Raw genomic sequence first — 22236 nt, 5'->3', positions numbered from 1 at the left:
GACAGATCTCGGGTCAGTGCTGCAGCCCCGTCGGCGCCGCCAGCGGCACCTCCACCAGGCGGTTGCGCGAGCGGCCCATCATCTCCTCGCGCTCGTCCTCGGTCAGCCCTCCCCAGACTCCGTAGGGCTCGCGGACCGCCAGCGCGTGCGCGGCGCACTCGGTGCGCACCGGGCAGCGCATGCAGACCTCCTTGGCGCTCGCCTCGCGCGAGCTGCGGGCGGCGCCGCGTTCGCCCTCCGGGTGGAAGAAGAGCGAGCTGTCCACGCCGCGGCAGGCCGCGGAGAGCTGCCAGTCCCATAGGTCCGCGTTGGGGCCGGGGAGGCGGGAGAAATCTGCCATGGCTCATTCCCTTCAGAGGCTCGTCGACCGCGCGCCGACCGCCGGCGGGCTGTGCGGTGCGGCGAGGCTTCGATGCGCTGGTGTGGACACCTGGAAATATGACTTACGGCAACTCCATGGACAAGTCACCCACAGAGTGGCACAACAGTCAATGACCATACAAAAGCTATAAAACCGGGCAAAGTGGGCATGGGCTCCGGCGGCTACGGGCATGGCAATCGGGTGGCCGACGGGCGCGCGACACCACGCACCGGTGTGCGGGTGGTGCGCCGACCGCGCGCGAGCTGCACAAAAGTGCGGCGTGTGCACCGCGATGCGGCTGATCGGTAACGGGTTGGCCACGTACAGTGGTGGAGATGGCCCTGAAGGCCGTAACTCATTCGAGTGACGGTCGTTGGAAGTGCGGAGGCGGTTAGCGGGCGCCGGAGGTCGGGAACGATCGCGGGGAAGTTCAGGCGATCGGCACCGGGTCCGTCGCCAATCGGCCGTGTCGGAGAGATTCGTACCAGCCAGGAGGCTCAACGTGACGCGGATCAGCTGCGGAGGACGACGGTCATGACTTCCGTTCTCGTTTGCGACGATTCCCCGCTCGCCCGCGAGGCGCTTCGCCGCGCGGTCGCGACCGTACCCGGCGTCGACCGGGTCACCACCGCGACGAACGGGGAGGAGGTCCTCCGCCGCTGGGTGGCCGACCGCTCCGATCTCGTTCTGATGGACGTCCGGATGCCCGGCCTCGGCGGGGTCGAGACGGTGCGGCGGCTGCTGTCCGCCGACCCGGGCGCCCGCATCATCATGCTCACCGTCGCCGAGGACCTCGACGGCGTCGCCCTCGCGGTGGCCGCCGGTGCCCGCGGCTACCTGCACAAGGACGCCTCGCGCGCCGAGCTGCGGGCCACCGTCACCCAGGCGCTGGCCGACCCGACCTGGCGGCTCGCCCCGCGGCGGCTGCGCAGCCCCGACATGGGCGCGGCGCCCACGCTGACGGCGCGTGAGATCCAGGTGCTGGAGGGCATGAGCCACGGCCGCAGCAACGCCGAGATCGGCCGCGAGCTCTTCCTCTCCGAGGACACCGTCAAGACCCACGCCCGGCGCCTGTTCAAGAAGCTCGGCGCCTCGGACCGTGCGCACGCGGTGGCCCTGGGCTTCCGCTGGGGCCTGGTCCGCTGACCGCCGGCGGCCCCGCCGGTCGCGGCGGGCTGCTCGAGGTTCCTCCCGCCGGGGCGTGTGACGTTACGGTCCCGAGGTTGCACCATGGAGTAGTGGAGCACCTCGGGGACCAGCGGACAGGCACTGCGGCGAACCACACAGCCGCAGGACACTCGGCGGACGGCGCGGCGGACGGGACCACCGGAGGCTGCGGGGCGGGAGGCGCGGTGCAGGAGGGGCCGGTGGTGCGCGGCGGTCACGGGCCGGGCGGCGTACCGCATAACGTTCCGGTGCACAACTCCGGACGCGGTGCCGCGTTTTCCCGTTCGACCAGGCACCATGGACCGATGCGTGACGACGTTGCCGGTGCGGCCGGCGAGGCGGACCCGGTGGAGGCGGTCGAGCCCTCCGGCCCGGGTCGCGATCCGTCGTACGCCGATCAGGGCGGTCCCGGTGGCGAAGGCGGCCCCGCCGGCGACGCGCCGGACGACGGTCCCGCCGGGCGGACGGGTGCCGGAATCGGGATCGAGCGGGCGCCGGTGCTCGGCGCCGGCGGCTCCTCCCCGCTGGTCGGCGAGCTGGTCGCGGCCGCCGTCCGCGGCGAGGGCCCGGCGATCGACGCACTGCTCGCCTACGTCCACCCGCTGGCCCTGCGCTACTGCCGCGGCCGCCTGGTCCGGCTGCCCGGCGGCGCCCGGCACCACGTGGACGACATCGCGCAGGAGGTCTGCGTCGCGGTGCTCTGCGCACTGCCCCGGTACAAGGACCAGGGGCGCCCGTTCGAGGCCTTCGTCTACGGCATCGCCGCCCACAAGATCGCCGACCTGCAGCGCGCCGCCATGCGCGGCCCCGGGTCGACGGTGATCCCGCCGGACGACCTGCCGGAGGTGCCGGACGAGGCGCTCGGCCCGGAGGAGCGGGCGCTGCTGAGGAGTGACGCGGCCTGGGCCAAGGAGCTGCTCTCCAACCTGCCGGCCCGTCAGCGCGAGCTGGTGCTGCTGCGGGTGGCCGCGGGGCTCTCGGCGGAGGAGACCGGCGAGGTGCTCGGGATGTCGCCCGGGGCCGTCCGGGTCGCCCAGCACCGCGCGCTCAGCCGGCTGCGGGCGCTCGCGGAGGAGTCCTCCTGACGCGGCGGAGCCGTCCGGCCGGCTCCGGGCACCGGGCAGCGGTGCTCCCGGCTCCGTCCGGGGCGGCCCGGCCCGCAACCCCGGGGGCTGCGCGCGGCGGGTCCGCTGCGAGCGGAATGGCCCACGCGGAATGGCCCACGGGTGCCTGATGTTGTCAAGGGCACACGAGGACACATTCCCGGTGCCAGTACCATGGGGTATCGGCGCCTGGGCGGGTCGCCAAAGTTCCGTGGGTGCGAGCGGGGATTCTCTGGAGGTTCCTCCAAGGCACCGAGCTTTCGGCGGCCTGAGCGAGTGAGCGACGACAGCGCCCCCACCCTCAGGGCGCGAGCGGATTAGGCCGGCCACGGAAGGTACCCCCGAAATGTCTTACAACGCCGCAGGCGTACCCGAGAAGTTCGCGATGCTCGGGCTGACGTACGACGACGTGCTGCTGCTGCCCGGGGCCTCCGAGGTGCTGCCGAACCAGGTCGACACCTCCTCGCGGGTCTCCCGGAACGTGCGCGTCAACATCCCGCTGCTCTCGGCGGCCATGGACAAGGTCACCGAGTCCCGGATGGCGATCGCCATGGCCCGCCAGGGCGGTGTCGGCGTGCTGCACCGGAACCTCTCCGTCGAGGACCAGGTCAACCAGGTCGACCTGGTGAAGCGTTCCGAGTCCGGCATGGTCACCGACCCGATCACGGTCGGCCCGGAGACCACCCTGGGCGAGGCCGACGCGCTCTGCGCCAAGTTCCGGATCAGCGGTGTGCCGATCGCGGACGAGGCCGGCAAGCTGCTCGGCATCGTCACCAACCGCGACATGGCCTTCGAGTCGGACCGCAGCCGGCAGGTCCGCGAGATCATGACCCCGATGCCGCTGATCACCGGCAAGGTCGGCATCTCCGGCGAGGACGCCATGGCGCTGCTCCGCCGCCACAAGATCGAGAAGCTGCCGCTGGTCGACGACGAGGGCCGGATCAAGGGCCTGATCACCGTCAAGGACTTCGTCAAGGCCGAGAAGTACCCGAACGCCGCGAAGGACGCCGAGGGCCGGCTGCTGGTCGGTGCCGCGGTGGGCGCCAGCGCCGAGGCGTTCGACCGGGCCCAGGCCCTGGTCGAGGCGGGCGTGGACTTCCTGGTCGTGGACACCTCGCACGGCCACAGCCACAACGCGCTGGCCTGGATCGCCAAGATCAAGTCGGCCGTCGGCGTCGACGTGGTCGGCGGCAACGTGGCCACCCGGGACGGCGCCCAGGCGCTGATCGACGCCGGCGTGGACGGCGTGAAGGTCGGCGTCGGCCCCGGCTCCATCTGCACCACCCGCGTGGTCGCCGGCATCGGCGTCCCGCAGGTCACCGCGATCTACGAGGCCGCGGTGGCGTGCCAGGCGGCCGGCGTCCCGGTCATCGGCGACGGTGGCCTGCAGTACTCCGGCGACATCGGCAAGGCGCTCGCCGCCGGTGCCGACACCGTGATGCTGGGCTCGCTGCTGGCCGGCTGCGAGGAGTCCCCGGGCGAGCTGCTGTTCATCAACGGCAAGCAGTTCAAGTCCTACCGCGGCATGGGCTCGCTGGGCGCCATGCAGTCCCGCGGTCAGGGCCGCTCGTACTCCAAGGACCGCTACTTCCAGGCCGAGGTGGCCTCGGACGACAAGCTCGTCCCCGAGGGCATCGAGGGCCAGGTGCCCTACCGCGGCCCGCTGGCCGCCGTGCTGCACCAGCTGGTCGGTGGCCTGCGCCAGACCATGGGCTACGTGGGCGCGGCCACCATCGCGGAGATGGAGAGCAAGGGACGGTTCGTCCGGATCACCTCGGCGGGCCTCAAGGAGAGCCACCCGCACGACATCCAGATGACGGTCGAGGCGCCGAACTACACCAGCCGCGGCTGATCGCACGCACCGCACGCATCCGAGGGGCCCGCCACCACCAGGTGGCGGGCCCCTCGCGCCTACGGCGCCGTGGACGCGAGCGCGCGACCTCCGCGCCGAGCCGGAGGGGCGTGCCGGTGTCGAGAGGGAGGCGCGAGGAGGACGTGAGGGACGAGGGGCCTTGGAGCAACGACCGTCGGCACCGGGTCGGAGCGCCCCGGAGGCGAGCGCGCGACCCCCGCGCCGAGCCGGAGGGGTGTGCCGGTGTCGAGAGGGAGGCGCGAGGAGGACGTGAGGGACGAGGGGCCTTGGAGCAACGACCGTCGGCACCGGGTCGGAGCGCCCCGGAGGCGAGCGCGCGACTAACAGCCGGTGCGGGATACTGGGGGCGGCCGGGGTGACCCGGCGGGCATGAGCAACAAACCAGAAGGGCTCGAAGTGACTGAGATCGAGATCGGGCGAGGCAAGCGCGGCCGCCGGGCGTACTCCTTCGACGACATCGCCGTCGTCCCCAGCCGCCGTACGCGTGACCCGAAGGAGGTCTCGATCGCCTGGCAGATCGACGCCTACCGCTTCGAGCTGCCGTTCCTGGCCGCCCCGATGGACAGCGTGGTCTCCCCGCAGCAGGCCATCGCGATCGGCCGCCTCGGCGGCCTCGGCGTGCTCAACCTGGAAGGCCTCTGGACCCGCTACGAGGACCCGCAGCCGCTCCTGGACGAGATCGCCTCGATCCCGGACGAGGCCGCCGCCACCCGCCGCCTGCAGGAGATCTACTCCGCGCCGATCCAGGCCGAGCTGATCAAGCAGCGGATCCAGGAGGTCCGCGACTCCGGCGTGGTCACCGCCGCCGCTCTCTCGCCGCAGCGCACCGCCGAGTTCTCCAAGGCCGTCGTGGACGCCGGCGTCGACGTCTTCGTCATCCGCGGCACCACCGTCTCGGCCGAGCACGTCTCCGGCGCCGCCGAGCCGCTCAACCTCAAGCAGTTCATCTACGAGCTGGACGTCCCGGTCATCGTCGGCGGCTGCGCCACCTACACCGCCGCCCTGCACCTGATGCGCACCGGTGCGGCCGGCGTGCTGGTCGGCTTCGGCGGCGGTGCCGCCCACACCACCCGCAACGTCCTCGGCATCCAGGTGCCGATGGCCACCGCCGTCGCCGACGTGGCGGCCCCCCGCCGCGACTACATGGACGAGTCCGGCGGCCGCTACGTGCACGTGATCGCGGACGGCGGCGTCGGCTACAGCGGCGACATCCCCAAGGCCGTCGCCTGCGGCGCCGACGCGGTGATGATCGGTGCCGCGCTGGCCCGCGCCACCGACGCGCCCGGCAAGGGCTTCCACTGGGGCATGGAGGCCGTGCACGAGGAGCTGCCGCGCGGCAAGCGGGTGGACCTCGGCACCGTCGGCAGCACCGAGGAGATCCTCACCGGCCCGTCGCACACCCCCGACGGCACCATGAACCTGTTCGGCGCGCTGCGCCGGGCGATGGCCACCACGGGCTACACGGAGCTCAAGGAGTTCCAGCGCGTCGAGGTGACGGTCAACCCGGCGCTCAACCACCGCTGAGCCCGACGACCGCAGCAGGGCCCCCGCCGGACGCGATCCGGCGGGGGCCCTGCCGTCAGCCGGGGTCGGCCGTGCGGCGGGTGAGCAGGAATCCGCCGACCAGGGCGATCCCGTAGAAGGCGAGGTCCAGCGGGTGGCGCTCGGCCCGCCAGGTCGTCAGGGCGCCGCGCAGCAGCTCGCCGTAGGGCGTTCCGGACACGTCGTGCAGGCGCAGCGTCTGGCCGAGCAACTGGCCGAGGAAGAGCGAACCGGCCGCCAGCAGGGCGCCGAGCGGGGGTAGCAGGCGGTTGCGGCCGCCGAGGCGGCCGAGCGGCCAGGCGACGGCGGCGGCCAGGGCGATGGCCAGCCAGCCGATGGTGCTCTCGACCCGGGCCGGGGCGGTGCCGTACGCGGCCGCACCGGCCAGCATCGCGGTGACGGCGACCGCGACGGCCGCCCCGGTCCGGCGGGGGCGTGCCCGCCCGGCGGCGGGGTCGGGCCGGTAGTCGGCCGCGGGGGTGCCGGGCATGCCCGGGGCGACGTAGCCCTCGGGGGCGGCCTGTGCCGGTGCCACCGAGTAGTGCTGGGCCGTCCGCGGCCGTCCCGACTGGCCGTCAGCGCCTTCTGCGGGTGCGGTCATGGGCGTCGAATCCCCCCGGAAAGACTGTGAGCTGCCGAACGGTAGCAGCGCCCCGGCGTGCTCGAACAGCGTTTTCGATCACAGATCGGGCACGGAGCGCCGGTTCGCGCCGGGTGCGGAGCCAGGGTGGCCGGGGGGCGGGTGGTCGTGACCCCGCGGGACAGGGGATGATGGAGGCTTGGCGTTCGGGCCCGGCGTCGGGCCGATGCGTCGTCACGACCGGCCAGCACCACATGGGGGAACGTTCCGAATGACCCAGGCGCAGGGTTCCACCGGCCGGCTCCTGGCCGGCCGATACCGGCTGAACGCCGTGCTCGGGCGCGGCGGCATGGGCACCGTCTGGCGCGCCGAGGACGAGATGCTCGGCCGGATCGTCGCGGTCAAGGAACTGCGGATGAACGGCAGCGTCGAGGAGGACGAGAAGCACCGGCTGATCGTCCGTACGCTGCGCGAGGCCAAGGCGACGGCCCGGATCCGGCACAACTCGGCGGTCACCGTCTTCGACGTGGTCGAGGAGGACGACCGGCCCTGGATCGTGATGGAGCTGGTCGAGTCCCGCTCGCTGGCCGACGTGATCAAGGAGGACGGGCCGCTGGGGCCCGCCCGGGCGGCCGAGATCGCGCTGGACGTGCTGGGCGTGCTCGTCGCGGCCCACGCGCTGGGCATCCTGCACCGCGACGTGAAGCCGTCCAACGTGCTGATCGGTGAGGACGGCCGGGTGGTGCTCACCGACTTCGGCATCGCCAGCGTGGAGGGGGACGCCTCGGTGACCTCCACCGGCATGCTGGTCGGGGCCCCCTCGTACATATCCCCGGAGCGGGCCCGCGGGCAGAAGCCCGGCCCGCCGGCCGACCTCTGGTCGCTGGGCGGCACGCTGTACGCGATGGTCGAGGGGCGGCCGCCGTACGACCGGGGCTCGGCGTTGGCCACCCTGACGGCGGTGATGACCGAGGAGCTCAGCACGCCGCTGAACGCCGGGCCGCTGCGGCCGGTGATCGAGGGCCTGCTGGCCAAGGACCCGGCCGAGCGGCTGGACGCCTCGCAGACCCGCTCGATGCTCAAGCGGGTGGTCGCCGAGGCCACCGCACGGGCGGAGTCGACCACCGAGCACGCGATGCCGGTGAAGGCGGTCGGCACCGGAGCCGCCGCCGACGTCGCGAAGCCGGCGGGTGGGCAAGAGAGCCCGGCGAAGCCGACGAAGCCGGCCGGCAGACCGCCGGTCGGTGGGCTGCTCGGCACCGTCCGGGTCGGCAGCCGGGCCAAGGACGGGGAGCAGCCGGCGGCCGAGGCCGCCGAGGGCGGTGCGGAGGCCGTGGAACCGCGTGGCGCCGGTGACGCCGCCGAGCGCGCCGCCACTCCGCCGGCCGAGCCGATCCGGCCGGTGACCAGCGAGTGGACCCTGGGCGCGACCCAGGCGGCCGGCGCCGACCCGCGCACCGGCCGGCGGCGGCTGGCCGTGGCCACCGCGGTCGTGGTGCTGCTGCTGATCGCCGGCGTGGTCGCGGTGGTGCAGGCCTTCGGCGGCTCCGAGCAGCGGTCGCCCAAGGGCGCCGGCCAGAGTTCCGCGGCGGCGGCCACCACCGGCGCGAGCGCCACCGGTACCTCGCCGGCGGCGCAGGAGTCCTCGGCCCCGGCTGCGGGCACCCCGGCGGCGAGCACGCCCGCGGGGACCACCCCGCCGGCCGCGCCCACCGGCGCGGCGCCCCCGGCGTCCCCCGCGCAGACCGCTGCCGCGCCCGGCGGTGCCACCCCGTCCGCCACGGCCCCCGGCCCCGCGGCCGGCAGCCCGGCGGCCCCGTCCTCCGCGGCGGCGCCGACCCCGGCCGGCCCGGCGGTGCCCGCCGGTTTCCACGAGTACAAGGACCCGTCCGGCTTCTCGGTGGCGCTGCCCGACTGGCTGCAGCCCGCCGGATCGGACTCCAACCGCCGCATCTTCAAGGGCGCCAACGGCAGCCAGCTGCGGATCGAGTGGACCAACACGCCCGGCCCGAGCGCCGTCGCCGACTGGCAGGAGTCCGAGCCCTCGGTGCGCGGTCAGGTGAGCAACTACCAGCGGCTGAACCTGGCGGCGATCACCTACCGGCAGTGGACCAACGCGGCGGACTGGGAGTGGACCAACGGCACGCCCAAGATGCACTCGCTCAACCGGGGCTTCGTCACCGGCACGCCCGCCAAGTACGGCTACTCGATCTACTGGATCGTGCCCGACGCGGACTGGGGTGCGCAGGCGAGCGTCCGGGACGTCGTGTTCGGCACCTTCCAGCCCGCGCCCTAGGAGGTCCAGCCGGCCGGACCGGGGCCCGCGCCGGGCGGTCAGCCGATCAGGCGCTGCTTGGCGCGGCTGAACTCCTCGTCGGTGAGCGCCCCGGCGCCGTGCAGGGCGGCGAGGCGCTCCAACTGGTCCAGCAGGTCGGCGCCGGACGAGGGCGCCGCGGCCGGGGCGGCGGCCTGGGACCTCTGCGCCGCCTCCCGGGCCAGCCGGGCGGCGGCCCGGACCTGCTCGGCGAAGACCTCGGCCTTGACCACGTCCTCGAACCGGTGCGAGCCGGTGAGCGCGATCACCAGCAGCACCTCGCCGTTGATCCGGCTCTTCGTCACGGTCGCGTCGGTGACCGCGGAAAGCGGAACCGGGACGGGCGGTTTGCCGTCCTTGAGGAAGAGCAGCCGGTGGGTCGTGAGGACCAGCACCCCCTTGCGGAAGTGGTCGGGATGGCGCCCGGCCGTCGACGCGACCGGCTTCTCGTCGGGCGCGACGCTCGCCTCGACGGTTCGCAGAGCTTCGGCCCGCGTGCTACTGCTGCTGTTGCCGGCCACGTCGAAGGCCGTGTCGATGAGATCGGTCCAGTCCATGGGACCGAGCCTAATGCGGTGGTGCCAACTAGGCTGGGGCGCGAGCGAGAGGAACACGCATGCGAGCGGGCCCGGGTCGGATACTGGCAGGGCGCTATCTGCTGACGGACCGTCCGGAGGCGCTGCGCGCGTCCGCCGTGGACGAGCGGACCGGCGACACCGTCCGGCTGCGCGGCCTGGAGCTGCCGCCGGTGCTGACGGGGGGTCACGAGCCGGACGAGCCGATGCCCGAGCAGGGCGAGCGGCTGGTGCGGAAGGTGGCGGCCGCCGGGTCCGCGGCGCCGGTGCACCCCCGACTGCTGCAGGGGGCCGGGGCGTTCGTCGACGGTGACGTGCTGTGGACGGTCGAGGAGGCGCCGGTCGGCGTGGCGCTCGCCGAGCTGGTGGCTCCGGGGCCGCTCCCGCCGTACCGGGTGGCCGAGATCACGGCCGATCTGGCGGGCGCGCTGAGGGCGCTGCACGAGGCCGGGCTCGCGCACGGCAATCTGACCGTCGATTCGGTGCTGGTCTGCGAGGACGGCGCGGCGATGCTCGGCGGACTGCTCTCCGGGGTGGCCGAGGAGGCACTGGCCGAGGAGCTGGGCGGACCGGGTGGGCGCCGCCGCTACGACGTGCGGGCCGCCCTGGTCGGGCCGGTCGCCGAGCGCTGGCCGCTGGACGGCGGCGCTGCCGGTGACTGCTGGGCGCTCGGCGTACTGCTGCAGCGGCTGGTGACCGGCCGTTCGCCCTTCCCCGAGCCGGGTGTGCCGGAGCTGGTGACGGCGGTGCGGGACGGCCGGCGGGAGCCCGCGGCGGCGTGCGGGCCGCTGGCGCCGCTGGCGGAGCGGCTGCTGCAGCCGGACCCGGCGCTGCGACCGGGTGCGGCGGCCGTCCGCAGGGAGCTGGCGGCGCTGCTGGTGGGTGTGCCCGAGCCGGTCGACGGCGAGCGGCCGGCCGGGGTGCTCGCGGTGCGACCGGAGGCCCCGCTGGTGCCGCTGAGCCCGCGTCGGCGCGGGCGGGGCGGCGCGGACCGGGAGGCGGTGGCGGCCGCCGCCGGGCCGGCGCCGGTGCGGCCGCCGCGGATCCCGCCCGCGCTGCTGGGCCCCGTCCTGGTCGGCGGGGTCTTCCTGCTGCTGGTGCTCGGTGTGGCCGCCGTGGTGATGTTCGCAGGCTGACGGTGCCCGCCGGGCGCCTGCGGCCGGCCCGGGCGCCGGGGGAGATTACCGGGTCGGGGGCGGGCCGCCTAATGTGTGCGTGGGATTTGTTCGAACTGTGGTCTGCACCAGGCCCTCCGTCGCGGTGACGGCAGGTGGATGAGGGGGAGCGGTCGCCGATGGGCGTGCAGGACCGGCCGGACGCGGCCGAGGCGGAGCGGCTGCTGGCCGGGCGGTACGAGCTGGGCGACCGGCTGGGCCGCGGCGGGATGGGCACGGTCTGGCGGGCCTGGGACCGGATGCTGGACCGCGAGGTCGCGGTCAAGGAGCTCACCGTCAGCCACCTCCCCGAGGAGGAGCTCCAGATCCTGCACGCGCGGATGAAGCGGGAGGCCAGCGCGGCCGCCCGGATCAAGCACCCCGGCGTGATCACCGTGCACGACGTGCTGGAGCACGACGGCCGGCCGTGGATCGTCATGGAGCTGGTCGACGGCCGCTCGCTGGCCGATGTGATCAGCCAGGACGGCACCCTGCAGCCGCGCGCCGCCGCCGAGGTCGGCAGCCAGGTGCTGGCGGCCCTGCACCGGGGCCACCAGCTGGGCGTGCTGCACCGGGACGTGAAGCCGGCCAACGTCCTGCTGGAGCGCGGCACCGGGCGGGTGGTGCTGCTGGACTTCGGCATCGCGACGTACGAGGGCTCGACCGAGCTGACCCGGCCGGGCGACCTGGTCGGATCGCCGGACTACCTGGCGCCGGAGCGGGCCCAGGGCGAGCGGCCGGGCCCGGCCTCGGACCTCTGGGGCCTCGGCGCGACGCTGTACGCCGCGGTGGAGGGCGAGTCGCCGTTCCGCCGGACCTCGCCGCTGACCACGCTCGCCGCCGTCGTCGGCGACCCGCTGCCGGAGCCGCGCCGGGCCGGGGCGCTGGGCCCGGTGCTGGCGGCGCTGATGGCCAAGGACCCGGCCGACCGGCCGACCGCCGACGAGGCGGCCCGGATGCTGGCCGAGGTGAAGGCCGGGCACACCATGGGCTTCAAGCCGGTCGCTCCGGTGAAGACGCCGACCCAGTCGGTACCGGTGGTCGACCGGACCGAGGATGCGGAGCAGCCCGCCCCGGCCGCCGAGTCGGAGGCGCCGACCGCGGCGCGGCCGGAGGTGCCGGGGACCGTGGCCGACCCGGGTTCGGTGCCCCTGGTCGGCGGTGGAGCGCCCGGCGCGGGCGCCGCCGTGCCGGGGACGCTCGGTACCGCCGGGGTGGCGGGCGCGCCCCCCGAGGCGGCTGCGGCGTACACCTCACCGATCGCGCCGGTGGTGCACCCCGTCGCGCCCGCGCGCGGTCCGGCCAAGCGCCGCAACGTGCTTCGGCCCGCCGCTGCCGCGCTGGCGGTTGCCGTCGTGGCCGCCGGCGCGACCTTCCTGGCCACCCGGCACGATGGCCCCCCGGCCGTGGACCCGGTTCCGACCGCCTCGGGCGAGCCGCAGCCCTCCGGCACCGTCGACCCGCCGCCCACCGGCTTCCAGTGGGTGGACGACCCGGCCGGCTTCCGCTTCCCGCTGCCGGTGGCCAAGCCGGCCTGGCAGCGCAGCACGGACACCGCCAACCAGATCTTCTACAGCCCGGACAACCGGACCCACTACCTGCAGTTCGCCGTCACCGTCGGCCAGTCCGTCAAGCCGCTGGAGCACCTGCGGCAGATGGAGACCACCGTCTCCAAGCTGAAGGAGTACCGCCAGCACAAGCTGACCGGCGTCGCGGTCAACGGGCACGACGCGGCCGTCTGGGAGTTCAGCTACGCGGCCAAGGAAGGCGGGCGCCGGCGGGCGATCGAGGCGGAGTTCATCGACGACGACGGCACCAGCTACGCGATCTACTCCTCCAGCCCGGAGCGCAGCACCGAGTGGGACGAGGCCGAGCAGCGCTTCAACACGGTGCTGCACTACTTCACGCCGACCCGCTGACCACGGGCGACCGCTCTGGCCCGATCGGGGCAGATACTTGTTACCGACGGGTACCGAACGGGCCGCCGACCGCCTAGGCTGCGCCGTATGACGGACCTCACAGCAGATGCCACGGCCATCGAGCAGCCCGGCGCCGCGGACCGCAACCCCGCCGCGGACCGCAACCCCGCCGCCCCCGGCGGCGGCCGCACCGTCGCCGCGGCCGTTCCGCCGTCGCTGGTCAGCCGCCTCGCCGCCGGCATCACCGCGGCCGGCGAGCCGGCCCTGGTGGAGACCGTCGCCCCGCTGACCGGCGAGCTCCTGGCCGGCCTGCCGCAGTCCACCCCGGCCGACGTCGAGGTCGCCTTCCAGCTGGCCCGCCGCGCCCAGCCGGCCTGGGCCGCGCTGCCCGTGCGCCGCCGCGCCGCCGTCCTGCTGCGCTTCCACGACCTGCTGCTCAAGCGGCAGGACGAGGTGCTGGACCTGATCCAGGCCGAGACCGGCAAGGCCCGGCTGCACGCCTTCGAGGAGGTGTTGGCCGTCGCCATGGCCGCCCGCCACTACGGCCGCGCCGCCCACTCCTACCTGCGGGACAAGCGGCACGGCGGCGCGCTGCCGGTGCTCACCCAGGCGATCGAGGCCCGCCGGCCGAAGGGCGTGATCGGGCACATCTCGCCGTGGAACTACCCGCTGGAGCTCTCCATCGGCGACGCGCTGCCCGCCTTCGCGGCCGGCAACGCGGTGGTCAACAAGCCGGACACGCAGACCGCCCTGACCGCGCTCTGGGCCCGCGAGCTGTTGATCGAGGCCGGACTGCCGGCCGACCTCTGGCAGGTCGTGATCGGCGACGGCCCGGTGATCGGTCCGGCCGTGGTCGAGCACGCCGACTACGTCTCCTTCACCGGCTCGACCCGCACCGGCCGCGAGGTGGCCCAGCGCGCCGCCGCCCGGCTGGTCGGCGCCTCGCTCGAACTCGGTGGCAAGAACGCCATGCTGGTGCTGGCCGACGCCGACCTCGACCGGGCCGCCGAGGGCGCCGTCCGCGCCTGCTTCTCCTCGGCCGGCCAGCTCTGCATCTCGATCGAGCGGCTGCTGGTGCACCGCTCGGTGGCGGACGAGTTCCTGGCGAGGTTCGCCGCGCGCACCCGCGCGCTGCGCCTCGGCGGCGGCCTCGCGTACGGCGCGGACATGGGCTCGCTCGTCTCGGTCCGGCAGCTGGACGCCACCGTCCGGCACGTGGAGGACGCGGTCAAGGCCGGCGCCACCGTGGTGGCCGGCGGGCGGGCCCGGCCGGACCTCGGCCCGTTCTTCCACGAGCCGACCATCCTGGACGGCGTCACCGCGGACATGGCCGTCTGCGCCGAGGAGACCTTCGGCCCGGTGGTCGCGGTCTACCGCTTCGACACCGAGGACGAGGCGGTCACCGCCGCCAACTCCACCCCGTACGGCCTCAACTCCAGCGTCTGGACGAGGGACCTGCGGCGCGGCCGGAAGCTGGCGGCCCGGCTGCGCACCGGCACGGTCAACGTCAACGAGGGCTACGCGGCGGCGTACGGCTCGGTCTCGTCGCCGATGGGCGGCATGGGCGAGTCCGGGCTCGGCCGGCGGCACGGGGCCGAGGGCATCCTGCGGTACACCGAGGCGCAGACCGTCGCCAGCCAGCGGCTGATGCCGATCGCGCCCGCCTTCGGCCTGGACGACCGGCAGTTCGCCGCGGTGCTCACCGGCGGGCTGCGCGTGTTGAAGGCGCTGCGGTTCAAGTAGGCCGGTCCGGGCCGTTCCCGTCAGGGCCGTTCCCGTCAGGGGCGGTGCGCCCGGTCGGCGCGGCCGTCCCGAGCCGGGCGCGTCCGTTCGCGTTTCGTCGTCGCGTTTCGTTTCCTAAGGAGCAAGGCACATGGTGGGGTCCCGCGATGAGGCGGAGTTCGACTACGACGTGGTCGTGGTCGGCTCCGGCTTCGGTGGTTCGGTCTCCGCGCTGCGGTTGACCGAGAAGGGCTACCGGGTCGCCGTCCTGGAGGCCGGGCGGCGCTTCGAGCGCGACGAACTGCCCCGGAACTCCTGGGACCTCGCGAAGTACCTCTGGGCGCCGAAGCTCGGCCTGTACGGCATCCAGCGGATCCACCTGCTGGCCAACGTGCTGATCCTGGCCGGCGCCGGGGTCGGCGGCGGCTCGCTGAACTACGCCAACACCCTGTACGTGCCGCCGAAGGCCTTCTTCGAGGACCGCCAGTGGCGGCACATCACCGACTGGCAGGAGGAGCTGGCGCCGTTCTACGACCAGGCGCAGCGGATGCTCGGCGTCCGGCTCAACCCGACCGTCACCCCGTCCGACGTCCACCTGAAGGCGGCCGCCGAGAAGATGGGCGTCGGCGACACCTTCCACATGGCGCCGGTCGGGGTGTTCTTCGGCGACGGCAAGGACGCCGACGGCCGGGCCGAGGCGGCCCCCGGCGACGAGGTCGCGGACCCGTACTTCGGCGGCGCCGGCCCCGCCCGAAAGGCCTGCGTGGAGTGCGGCGAGTGCATGACCGGCTGCCGGCACGGCGCCAAGAACATGCTCACCGAGAACTACCTCCACCTGGCCGAGCGCGGCGGCGCCGAGATCCACCCGCTGACCACGGTGGCCCGGATCCGCGAGTACCGCGACGCCCACGGGAACGAGGGCTTCGCCGTGGACGTGCGACGCACCGACGCCCGCTCGACCACCGACCGGGTCAAGGCGGGCGCGCGCACCATCACCGCCGCCCGGGTGGTGGTCGCGGCCGGCACGTACGGCACCCAGTCGCTGCTGCACCGGATGCGCGACGCCGGCCACCTGCCCCGGCTCTCGGCCCGGCTCGGCGAGCTGACCCGGACCAACTCGGAGGCGCTGGTCGGAGCCCAGACCACCGACCGGCGGTACGGCAGCCGGGCGGACTTCACCAAGGGCGTCGCGATCACCTCCTCGATCCACCCGAACGAGAACACCCACATCGAGCCGGTGCGCTACGGCAAGGGGTCCAACGCGATGGGCGCGCTCTCGATCGCGCAGGTCAGGGGCGCCGGCAAGGGGCCGCGCTGGCTTCGCTACCTCGGCAACTCCGTCCGGCACCCGATCACCTTCGCCCGCTCGATGAACCAGCGCCGCTGGTCGGAGCGGACGATCATCGGCCTGGTGATGCAGACGCTGGACAACTCGATCACCGTCTCGCTCAAGAAGAGCGGCCTCGGCAAGGGCCAGCTGACCTCCACCCAGGGCCACGGCGCGCCGAACCCGACCTGGATCCCGGCGGCCGAGGAGGGCGCCCGGGCGCTGGCCGAGGAGATCAACGGCTTCGCGGGCAGCACCGTCGGGGAGATCTTCGACATCCCGATGACCGCGCACTTCCTCGGCGGCTGCCCGATCGGCGACTCCGCCGAGACCGGCGTGGTCGACCCGTACCACCGCCTCTACGGCCACCCCGGCATCAGCGTGGTGGACGGCGCGGCCGTCTCCGCCAACCTCGGGGTCAACCCCTCGCTGACGATCACCGCCCAGGCCGAGCGCGCCATGTCGATGTGGCCCAACAAGGGCGAGCAGGACCTCCGCCCCGCCCCGGGCGACGCCTACCGGCGGGTCGAGCCGGTCGCGCCGGTGCGCCCGGCGGTGCCGGCGGACGCCTTCGGCGCGCTGCGGCTGCCGCTGCTGGCCGTCCCCAAGGTGCCGAAGAGGGGCGAGCAGAAAGAGGCCTGAGGAGGTGTCAGCAGAGGCCGGCGGTGCGCCGGCGCCGGTTGACATCCCTCCGGGCACGGTGGGATAAACGGGCTCCCTGGGGGGACCAGGGGCTCGTTCGACCGGGGGGAACGCGGTTCATGGCCATCTGCGCAGCGTGCGGTGCGGCTTCGGGGGAGGGGGCGCTCGGCTGCGCCTCGTGCGGACGGCCGCTCGCGCCGCCCCCGCCGCCCGCCCCACCCGCGGTCCCGGCGGTGCCGCCGCCCCCGGTCGCGGCGCCGGCAGGGGTGCCGGCCGTACCGCCGGCTCCGCCGGTCCGGGCCGCCGCGCCCGGGTACCCGCCGCCCGCCGTACCCCCTGCCGTGGGCAGCTGGGGTGCGGGCCGGCCGTACGACCCGGCCGCGGGGCAGCCGGCCGCCCTGCGCTGGCTCACCGGAGAGGACTGGCGCCCGGCGCTGCGCGCGCTGATCGCGCCGACCGCGGTGCTCCTGCTCGCCGCCCTGATCGCCGCGATCCCGGACGACTACGGGTACTCCTTCTACTTCGAGGCGCCCGGGTTCGACGACCGTTTCGGCTCCGCGCTGGCCATGGCCCTGGCCGCGCTCGGCGCCCCGTTCCGGTTCGGCGTCGACCTCGGCACGCTGCGCGGTGCGGGCGCCAGCGAGACCACGGTGCGGCTGGTGCCGATGACCGTCACCGCGGCCTGGCTGTTCGCACTCTGGCTGGGCCTGCGTGCGGGTGCGCGCACCCGGCAGGCGCGGACCGGCGAGCAGCAGACCCGGCGGCAGGCCGCCGCCGAGGCGCTGCGCACCGCGCTGGTCGCGGGCGGCGTGACGGTGCTGCTGGGCCTCGTCGCCGGCGCCCGGTGGCACCCCGGCGGGTCGCGCGGCAGCGACCGCCCCGGCGACTTCGACTACAGCGGCCTGTTCGGCCGGGCCACCTACACCACGGACGCCGGCTGGCTGCAGGCGGCCGGCTGGACCGCGCTGCTCGCCGGGCTGCTCGCCTTCGCCGTCCACGGCACCGACGCGCTGCGCTGGGCGGCCTGGCGCAACCGGGCGGTGCGCGGCTGGGCGGTGGCCGGCCTCAGCGCGGGCCGGGCGCTGGCGTTCACCGTCGGCCTGTCCGCGCTCGCCGCCTTCGTGCTGATCGCGGTCCAGGGCGAGGGCTGGCAGACCGGCGTCTCGGTGGCCTTCCTGCCGAACGCCGGTCTGCTGCTGCTCGGCATCGGCTCGGGCGCGACCCTCCGGGGCGGCAGCGACGACGGCCGCGGCGGTTCCACCGGGCCCTGGGAGGCGGACGGCCGCGCGGACGGCGCCGACCTCTCCTTCTTCGACCTGCACGGGGAGAGCGCCGACTGGCGGTGGACCGGCCTGCTCGCCCTGGCCGCCGCGGCCTACCTCGGCTGGACGGCGTACCGGCGGCAGCTCGACGCGGCGGACCGGCTCCGGCTGGCGGCGATCCATGCGGCGGGGCTGACGCTGCTGATGACGGTGGCCGGGGCGCTGGTCAGCTCCGGCGCCACCTCGACGTACTCCGGCCGTAGCCGGGACCTCGGCCACGAGTACTCGGCCGGCCTGGTGTTCGGCACCGTGCTGGCGGCGAATGCGGTCTGGGCGGCGGTCGGCGCGCTCGCGCTGCCGCCGCTGCTGACGGCGGTCCGCGGCGGCGCACCCGCCGGCCCGCTCGCCGCGGTGCCCCCGCAGAGCGGACCGCTGGACGCCGCCGACCTCACGCCCGGGGCCGCACCGCACTCCGCGCCCGGGGCCGCACCGCACTCCGCGCCCGGAACCGCGCCCGCGCCCGCGACGGAGCCGTTCGCGCCGGGCCTGGGGGTGAGCGAGGTGGTCGGCTCCCACGGCGCCCCCACGCCGCCCGCCGCACCCCCGGCGGACCCGGGCGACCCCCCGTCGGACCCGAGCGTCTGGCGCAAGCACCCGTAGCGGGTGGGCCGCGCCCGCGCCGCGCGCCGGGCCGCGGGGGCCGTCCCGCGCCCGGCGCCCACGACCCGAGCGCGCCCGGGGCGCAGAGGAGGTCGGGGCGCGGCCGGCGGACAGGGCGGACGGGCGGCGCCGGCCGGTGCACACGGGCGGAGCCGCACGCGGACAGGGCAAAGGGCCCCGCGGGGGAACGGGGCCCTTTGTCGTTCAGCACACGGCGTCAGGGCTGCACCGGTGCTGGGGTGACGGCGCCGGGGGAGGAGCGCCGTCGGGTCGGTCGGCTTCGGGTCGCGCCGTCGCGTTCCGGCGCGGGTGGGCCGGTCGCGCGGGGCGCGCACGCTCGCGGTGCGGGGCCGGCGTGAGGCCTGCGCCGGGCCTTCGCTCACGGAGCGTGAGGCGATGATCGTTGCCGCCGCGGGTCTCGGCGGCACGGGGCCGGTACTCCGCAGGAGGCCTTCGGCCACCGGGAGAACCTCTTCCACGCAGCATCGTGAGGGACGAAGGGCTTGGTCTGCAACCGATTCGGCACGATTCGGCACAGTCCATTTTCGGCCCGGCCGTTCCGATCCGGCCCGGCTGCAGGCGCGCGGAGGCACTCTGCGACATCCGGGCAGGATGGGTTGGATGATCACGGTGCGTAGTGGTGGCGCCGGAGCGCACGAGGACGCGCGTAGCGGCGCGGGACGGTGAACGATGTGCGCCCGGGTCGCGCCGGGGTGCGGCGGCCGGCCCCCGGGCGTCCCCGGGAGCCGACCGCCCCACCTCCTTGTCCAGTCGCGGCCGGGGTCGCTGTCCCCTGCTGGCCGGCCGCTGCACCCGCGCACGGTCCCACGGCGCCCCTCTCCCGGCGAGGCCGGGACGGCGGGGGCACCACGTGCGCCGGTGGACTGGGATGAGCTCCACGCGTGGTCCTGCAAGCCCGTGCGGCGGTGCCCCGGCCGGGGCGGAGGCGGCGCGCCTGGCGGGCGCGGCGCGGTGGCACGGTCGTCTGGAGCAACGAACCGGTGGCCCGCGCGGTCACGGTCTCCTGGACGTGCAGACGAGTGAAACCGGCCAGCCCGGTAGACTCGGGGTGAGACCCCCGCCCGTCGCCGCCGCCCCAGCCGGGGGCGCCAAGCGTGCGACACGCTAGATACCGCTGCCGGAAGGCCGTCCGTGTCCTCTGCTATTCCCGACCAGACCGCACCCGAGACCGACACCGTCCTGGTCGTCGACTTCGGTGCCCAGTACGCCCAGCTCATCGCCCGACGGGTGCGTGAGGCCCGGGTCTACAGCGAGATCGTGCCGAGCAGCATGCCGGTCGCCGAGATGCTCGCCAGGAACCCGAAGGCGATCATCCTCTCCGGCGGCCCGTCCTCGGTGTACGAGGAGGGCGCGCCGCGGCTCGACCGCGCGATCTTCGAGGCCGGCGTCCCGGTCTTCGGCATGTGCTACGGCTTCCAGCTGATGGCCATCACGCTCGGCGGCACCGTCGACAACACCGGCGCCCGCGAGTACGGCCGCACCCCGCTGGCCGTCTCCCGCACCGGCTCCACCCTGTTCGAGGGCGTCCCGGCGCAGCACTCGGTGTGGATGTCGCACGGCGACGCCTGCTCCGCCGCCCCGGAGGGCTTCACCGTCACCGCCTCCACCGACCTGGTGCCGGTCGCGGCCTTCGAGAACGACGAGGCCCGCCTCTACGGCGTCCAGTACCACCCCGAGGTGCTGCACTCCGACCACGGTCAGCAGATCCTGGAGCACTTCCTCTACCGCGGCGCCGGCATCGCGCCGACCTGGACCACCGGCAACGTGGTCGACGAGCAGGTCGCGCTGATCCGCGCCCAGGTCGGCGACAAGCGCGCCATCTGCGGCCTCTCCGGCGGTGTGGACTCGGCGGTCGCCGCCGCCCTGGTCAACAAGGCCATCGGGGACAAGCTCACCTGCGTCTACGTCGACCACGGCCTGATGCGCAAGGGCGAGACCGAGCAGGTCGAGAAGGACTTCGTCGCCGCCACCGGCGTCCAGCTGAAGGTCGTCGACGCGCAGGAGCGCTTCCTGGACGCGCTGAAGGGCGTCAGCGACCCGGAGGAGAAGCGCAAGATCATCGGCCGGGAGTTCATCCGGGTCTTCGAGCAGGCGCAGGCCGAGATCGTGGCCGAGGCCGGCGAGCACGGCGAGTCGGTCGAGTTCCTGGTCCAGGGCACCCTGTACCCGGACGTGGTGGAGTCCGGCGGCGGCACCGGCACCGCCAACATCAAGTCCCACCACAACGTCGGCGGCCTGCCCGAGGACCTGCAGTTCCAGCTGGTCGAGCCGCTGCGCAAGCTGTTCAAGGACGAGGTCCGGATGGTCGGCCAGGAGCTCGGCCTGCCGGAGGAGATCGTCCAGCGCCAGCCGTTCCCGGGCCCGGGCCTGGGCATCCGGATCGTCGGCGAAGTCACCAAGGAGCGCCTGGACCTGCTCCGCGAGGCCGACGCGATCGCCCGCGAGGAGCTGACCGCCGCCGGCCTGGACCGCGAGATCTGGCAGTGCCCGGTCGTCCTGCTGGCGGACGTCCGCAGCGTCGGCGTCCAGGGCGACGGCCGCACCTACGGCCACCCGATCGTGCTGCGCCCGGTCTCCTCCGAGGACGCCATGACGGCCGACTGGTCGCGCCTGCCGTACGAGGTGCTGGCGAAGATCTCCACCCGGATCACCAACGAGGTCCGTGACGTGAACCGCGTGGTGCTGGACTGCACCAGCAAGCCGCCGGGCACCATCGAGTGGGAGTGATCACTCCCGACCGGTTCTGAACCGGCATTGAACGGCCGCGCCGTCGTTCCCGTATACAAGGGAGCGGCGGCGCGGCCGTTCGCGGTGGACGGGGAGCCCACCGGGTGGGCCCTCCCACCGAAAGCGCTCACAACCGTGCAGAATGCGGACCGGACCTGTCAGACGTTGGCGGGCCGCGAAGGAAGGTGTGAGGAATGTCGGAGGCCAGCGGCGCCGGGGCGACCGTCGCGGACGCGGGCGGCAGGGCCGAGCGAGCGGCCCTGCGGAAGGCGGTGGCGTCGAAGTACGCGCTGCTGCCGCTGCGGATCTTCCTCGGGGTCACCTTCGTCTACGCGTCCCTGGACAAGCTCTCGGACGCGCACTACCTGGCCGGCGCGGGCGACCCGGCCTCCTTCGTCTCGCAGACCCAGGCCGTGAAGGGCACCAGCCCGATCTCCTTCCTGCTCGGCCCCGCGCTGGACGCGCCCACCCTGTTCGCGCTGGCCATCGCCTTCGGCGAGCTGGCGGTCGGCCTCGGCACCCTGCTCGGCCTCTGGGGCCGGGTGGCGGCGCTCGGCGGCGCGCTGATCAACCTGAGCCTCTGGCTGACGGTGAGCTGGAACGTCTCGCCGTACTACCTCGGCAACGACCTCGCCTACCTGATGGCCTGGACCCCGCTGGTGCTGGCGGGCACCCCGTACCTCTCGCTGGACGGCTACCTGGCCGGGCGCGCCGCCCGGGACCGAGAGCGCGGGCTGGCCGAGAACCACGTCCGCCGGCGGGCGGTGATGGACGGCGGCATCGCGGCCGTCGCGATCGGCGGCGCCGGGCTGCTCACCGGCTCGCTGACCAACACCTTCGGGCGGGACGAAAAGGCCGCCGAGCCCAGGCAGTCCGCCGCCCCGGCCCCCACCGGTCCGGCCGGCCCGCCCGCCTCGGTCGCCGCCGCGAGCGTCCCGGTCGGCGGCTCGGCCCAGGTCAAGGACCCGGCCACCGGCGACGCGGTCTACATCGTGCAGCCCAAGGCCGGCCAGTACTGCGGCTTCTCCTCGGTCTGCACGCACTCCGGCTGCGCGGTCGACGCGCCGAAGAACGGGCAGATGTACTGCCCCTGCCACGGCTCCCGGTTCGACGCCGCCACCGGTGCGGTGGTGAACGGCCCGGCCACCAAGCCGCTGCCGAAGTACAGCGTCACCAAGGACGGCGACAAGTTGAACCTCGGGCCGCTGCAGAGCTGAGCTGCTCGCCCGGAGGCGGAGGCGGGTCGCCGTACGGCGACCCGCCTCCGCCTCCTCGTGCTCCTCGTGC

15 protein-coding genes and 1 pseudogene are annotated in these 22236 nt (G+C 74.6%); 13 read left to right on the top strand and 3 right to left on the bottom strand.

Annotated features, from left to right (window positions below; all coding sequences use genetic code 11):
• Positions 1-13: 13 nt before the first annotated feature.
• The gene (locus MCM47_RS19795; RefSeq protein ID WP_238862961.1) at positions 14-340 is read right to left on the bottom strand and encodes a WhiB family transcriptional regulator; all 327 of its coding nucleotides are present in this window, start codon (positions 338-340) and stop codon (positions 14-16) included.
• Positions 341-895: 555 nt separating this feature from the next.
• Here MCM47_RS19795 and MCM47_RS19790 point away from each other — a divergent pair.
• From MCM47_RS19790 to MCM47_RS19775, 4 genes are all read left to right on the top strand, one after another.
• On the top strand, positions 896-1507 hold the full coding sequence (locus MCM47_RS19790) for a response regulator transcription factor (RefSeq protein WP_014136228.1): 612 nt from the start codon (positions 896-898) through the stop codon (positions 1505-1507).
• A 518-nt stretch (positions 1508-2025) separates the two neighbouring features.
• On the top strand, positions 2026-2613 hold the full coding sequence (shbA, locus tag MCM47_RS19785; RefSeq protein WP_308222382.1) for an RNA polymerase sigma factor ShbA: 588 nt from the start codon (positions 2026-2028) through the stop codon (positions 2611-2613).
• 364 nt (positions 2614-2977) lie between these two features.
• Positions 2978-4483: an IMP dehydrogenase gene (gene guaB / locus MCM47_RS19780; RefSeq protein ID WP_238862960.1), complete on the top strand. Its 1506-nt coding sequence runs from the start codon at positions 2978-2980 to the stop codon at positions 4481-4483.
• Between the two features lie 417 nt (positions 4484-4900).
• The gene (locus tag MCM47_RS19775; protein ID WP_238862959.1) at positions 4901-6028 is read left to right on the top strand and encodes a GuaB3 family IMP dehydrogenase-related protein; all 1128 of its coding nucleotides are present in this window, start codon (positions 4901-4903) and stop codon (positions 6026-6028) included.
• Positions 6029-6083: 55 nt separating this feature from the next.
• On the opposite strand, the gene MCM47_RS19770 is transcribed toward MCM47_RS19775, so the two are convergent.
• A complete protein-coding gene (locus MCM47_RS19770; RefSeq protein WP_238862958.1) occupies positions 6084-6647 on the bottom strand; it encodes a hypothetical protein in 564 nt (187 codons plus the stop codon).
• A 250-nt stretch (positions 6648-6897) separates the two neighbouring features.
• On the opposite strand from MCM47_RS19770, the gene MCM47_RS19765 reads away from it, so the two are divergent.
• Positions 6898-8922, top strand: a complete 2025-nt coding sequence (locus MCM47_RS19765; RefSeq protein WP_238862957.1) for a serine/threonine-protein kinase — start codon at positions 6898-6900, stop codon at positions 8920-8922.
• 38 nt (positions 8923-8960) lie between these two features.
• Here the strand turns inward: MCM47_RS19765 and MCM47_RS19760 are convergent, their stop codons facing one another.
• The gene (locus MCM47_RS19760; RefSeq protein ID WP_238862956.1) at positions 8961-9497 is read right to left on the bottom strand and encodes an SHOCT domain-containing protein; all 537 of its coding nucleotides are present in this window, start codon (positions 9495-9497) and stop codon (positions 8961-8963) included.
• Positions 9498-9556: 59 nt separating this feature from the next.
• Here MCM47_RS19760 and MCM47_RS19755 point away from each other — a divergent pair, with 59 nt between their 5' ends.
• The 8 genes and pseudogenes from MCM47_RS19755 (at position 9557) to MCM47_RS44060 (ending at position 22166) form a co-directional block, all read left to right on the top strand.
• Complete coding sequence (locus tag MCM47_RS19755) at positions 9557-10651, top strand: hypothetical protein (protein ID WP_238862955.1); 1095 nt, start codon at positions 9557-9559, stop codon at positions 10649-10651.
• A 158-nt stretch (positions 10652-10809) separates the two neighbouring features.
• Positions 10810-12588 carry a serine/threonine-protein kinase gene (locus MCM47_RS19750; protein WP_238862954.1) on the top strand — a complete coding sequence of 593 codons (1779 nt, stop codon included), beginning with the start codon at positions 10810-10812 and terminating at the stop codon, positions 12586-12588.
• A gap of 87 nt (positions 12589-12675) precedes the next feature.
• Positions 12676-14331, top strand: a complete 1656-nt coding sequence (locus MCM47_RS19745) for a succinic semialdehyde dehydrogenase (protein ID WP_238862953.1) — start codon at positions 12676-12678, stop codon at positions 14329-14331.
• Between the two features lie 130 nt (positions 14332-14461).
• Complete coding sequence (locus MCM47_RS19740) at positions 14462-16279, top strand: GMC oxidoreductase (RefSeq protein ID WP_238862952.1); 1818 nt, start codon at positions 14462-14464, stop codon at positions 16277-16279.
• Between the two features lie 341 nt (positions 16280-16620).
• Positions 16621-18201: a hypothetical protein gene (locus MCM47_RS19735; protein WP_238862951.1), complete on the top strand. Its 1581-nt coding sequence runs from the start codon at positions 16621-16623 to the stop codon at positions 18199-18201.
• 1152 nt (positions 18202-19353) lie between these two features.
• On the top strand, positions 19354-20949 hold the full coding sequence (gene guaA, locus MCM47_RS19730; RefSeq protein WP_238862950.1) for a glutamine-hydrolyzing GMP synthase: 1596 nt from the start codon (positions 19354-19356) through the stop codon (positions 20947-20949).
• Between the two features lie 194 nt (positions 20950-21143).
• A pseudogene (locus MCM47_RS44065) lies at positions 21144-21674 on the top strand (DoxX family membrane protein); the annotation flags it as partial.
• A 42-nt stretch (positions 21675-21716) separates the two neighbouring features.
• Complete coding sequence (locus MCM47_RS44060) at positions 21717-22166, top strand: Rieske (2Fe-2S) protein (RefSeq protein WP_238863047.1); 450 nt, start codon at positions 21717-21719, stop codon at positions 22164-22166.
• Positions 22167-22236: the final 70 nt, after the last annotated feature.

It is taken from the genome of Kitasatospora sp. A2-31, from assembly GCF_022288725.1.
Classification (GTDB): domain Bacteria; phylum Actinomycetota; class Actinomycetes; order Streptomycetales; family Streptomycetaceae; genus Kitasatospora.
The sequence above is the reverse complement of the archived record's forward strand: the minus strand, read 5'-3'. Positions and strand labels throughout refer to the sequence as shown.

Coding starts and splice junctions, on each gene's coding strand:
- MCM47_RS19795 (WP_238862961.1), bottom strand. CDS start 340: ATGGCAGATTTCTCCCGCCTCCCCGGCCCCAACGCGGACCTATGGGAC.
- MCM47_RS19790 (WP_014136228.1), top strand. CDS start 896: ATGACTTCCGTTCTCGTTTGCGACGATTCCCCGCTCGCCCGCGAGGCG.
- guaB (WP_238862960.1), top strand. CDS start 2,978: ATGTCTTACAACGCCGCAGGCGTACCCGAGAAGTTCGCGATGCTCGGG.
- MCM47_RS19770 (WP_238862958.1), bottom strand. CDS start 6,647: ATGACCGCACCCGCAGAAGGCGCTGACGGCCAGTCGGGACGGCCGCGG.
- MCM47_RS19765 (WP_238862957.1), top strand. CDS start 6,898: ATGACCCAGGCGCAGGGTTCCACCGGCCGGCTCCTGGCCGGCCGATAC.
- MCM47_RS19760 (WP_238862956.1), bottom strand. CDS start 9,497: ATGGACTGGACCGATCTCATCGACACGGCCTTCGACGTGGCCGGCAAC.
- MCM47_RS19755 (WP_238862955.1), top strand. CDS start 9,557: ATGCGAGCGGGCCCGGGTCGGATACTGGCAGGGCGCTATCTGCTGACG.
- MCM47_RS19750 (WP_238862954.1), top strand. CDS start 10,810: ATGGGCGTGCAGGACCGGCCGGACGCGGCCGAGGCGGAGCGGCTGCTG.
- MCM47_RS19745 (WP_238862953.1), top strand. CDS start 12,676: ATGACGGACCTCACAGCAGATGCCACGGCCATCGAGCAGCCCGGCGCC.
- MCM47_RS19740 (WP_238862952.1), top strand. CDS start 14,462: ATGGTGGGGTCCCGCGATGAGGCGGAGTTCGACTACGACGTGGTCGTG.
- MCM47_RS44060 (WP_238863047.1), top strand. CDS start 21,717: ATGGACGGCGGCATCGCGGCCGTCGCGATCGGCGGCGCCGGGCTGCTC.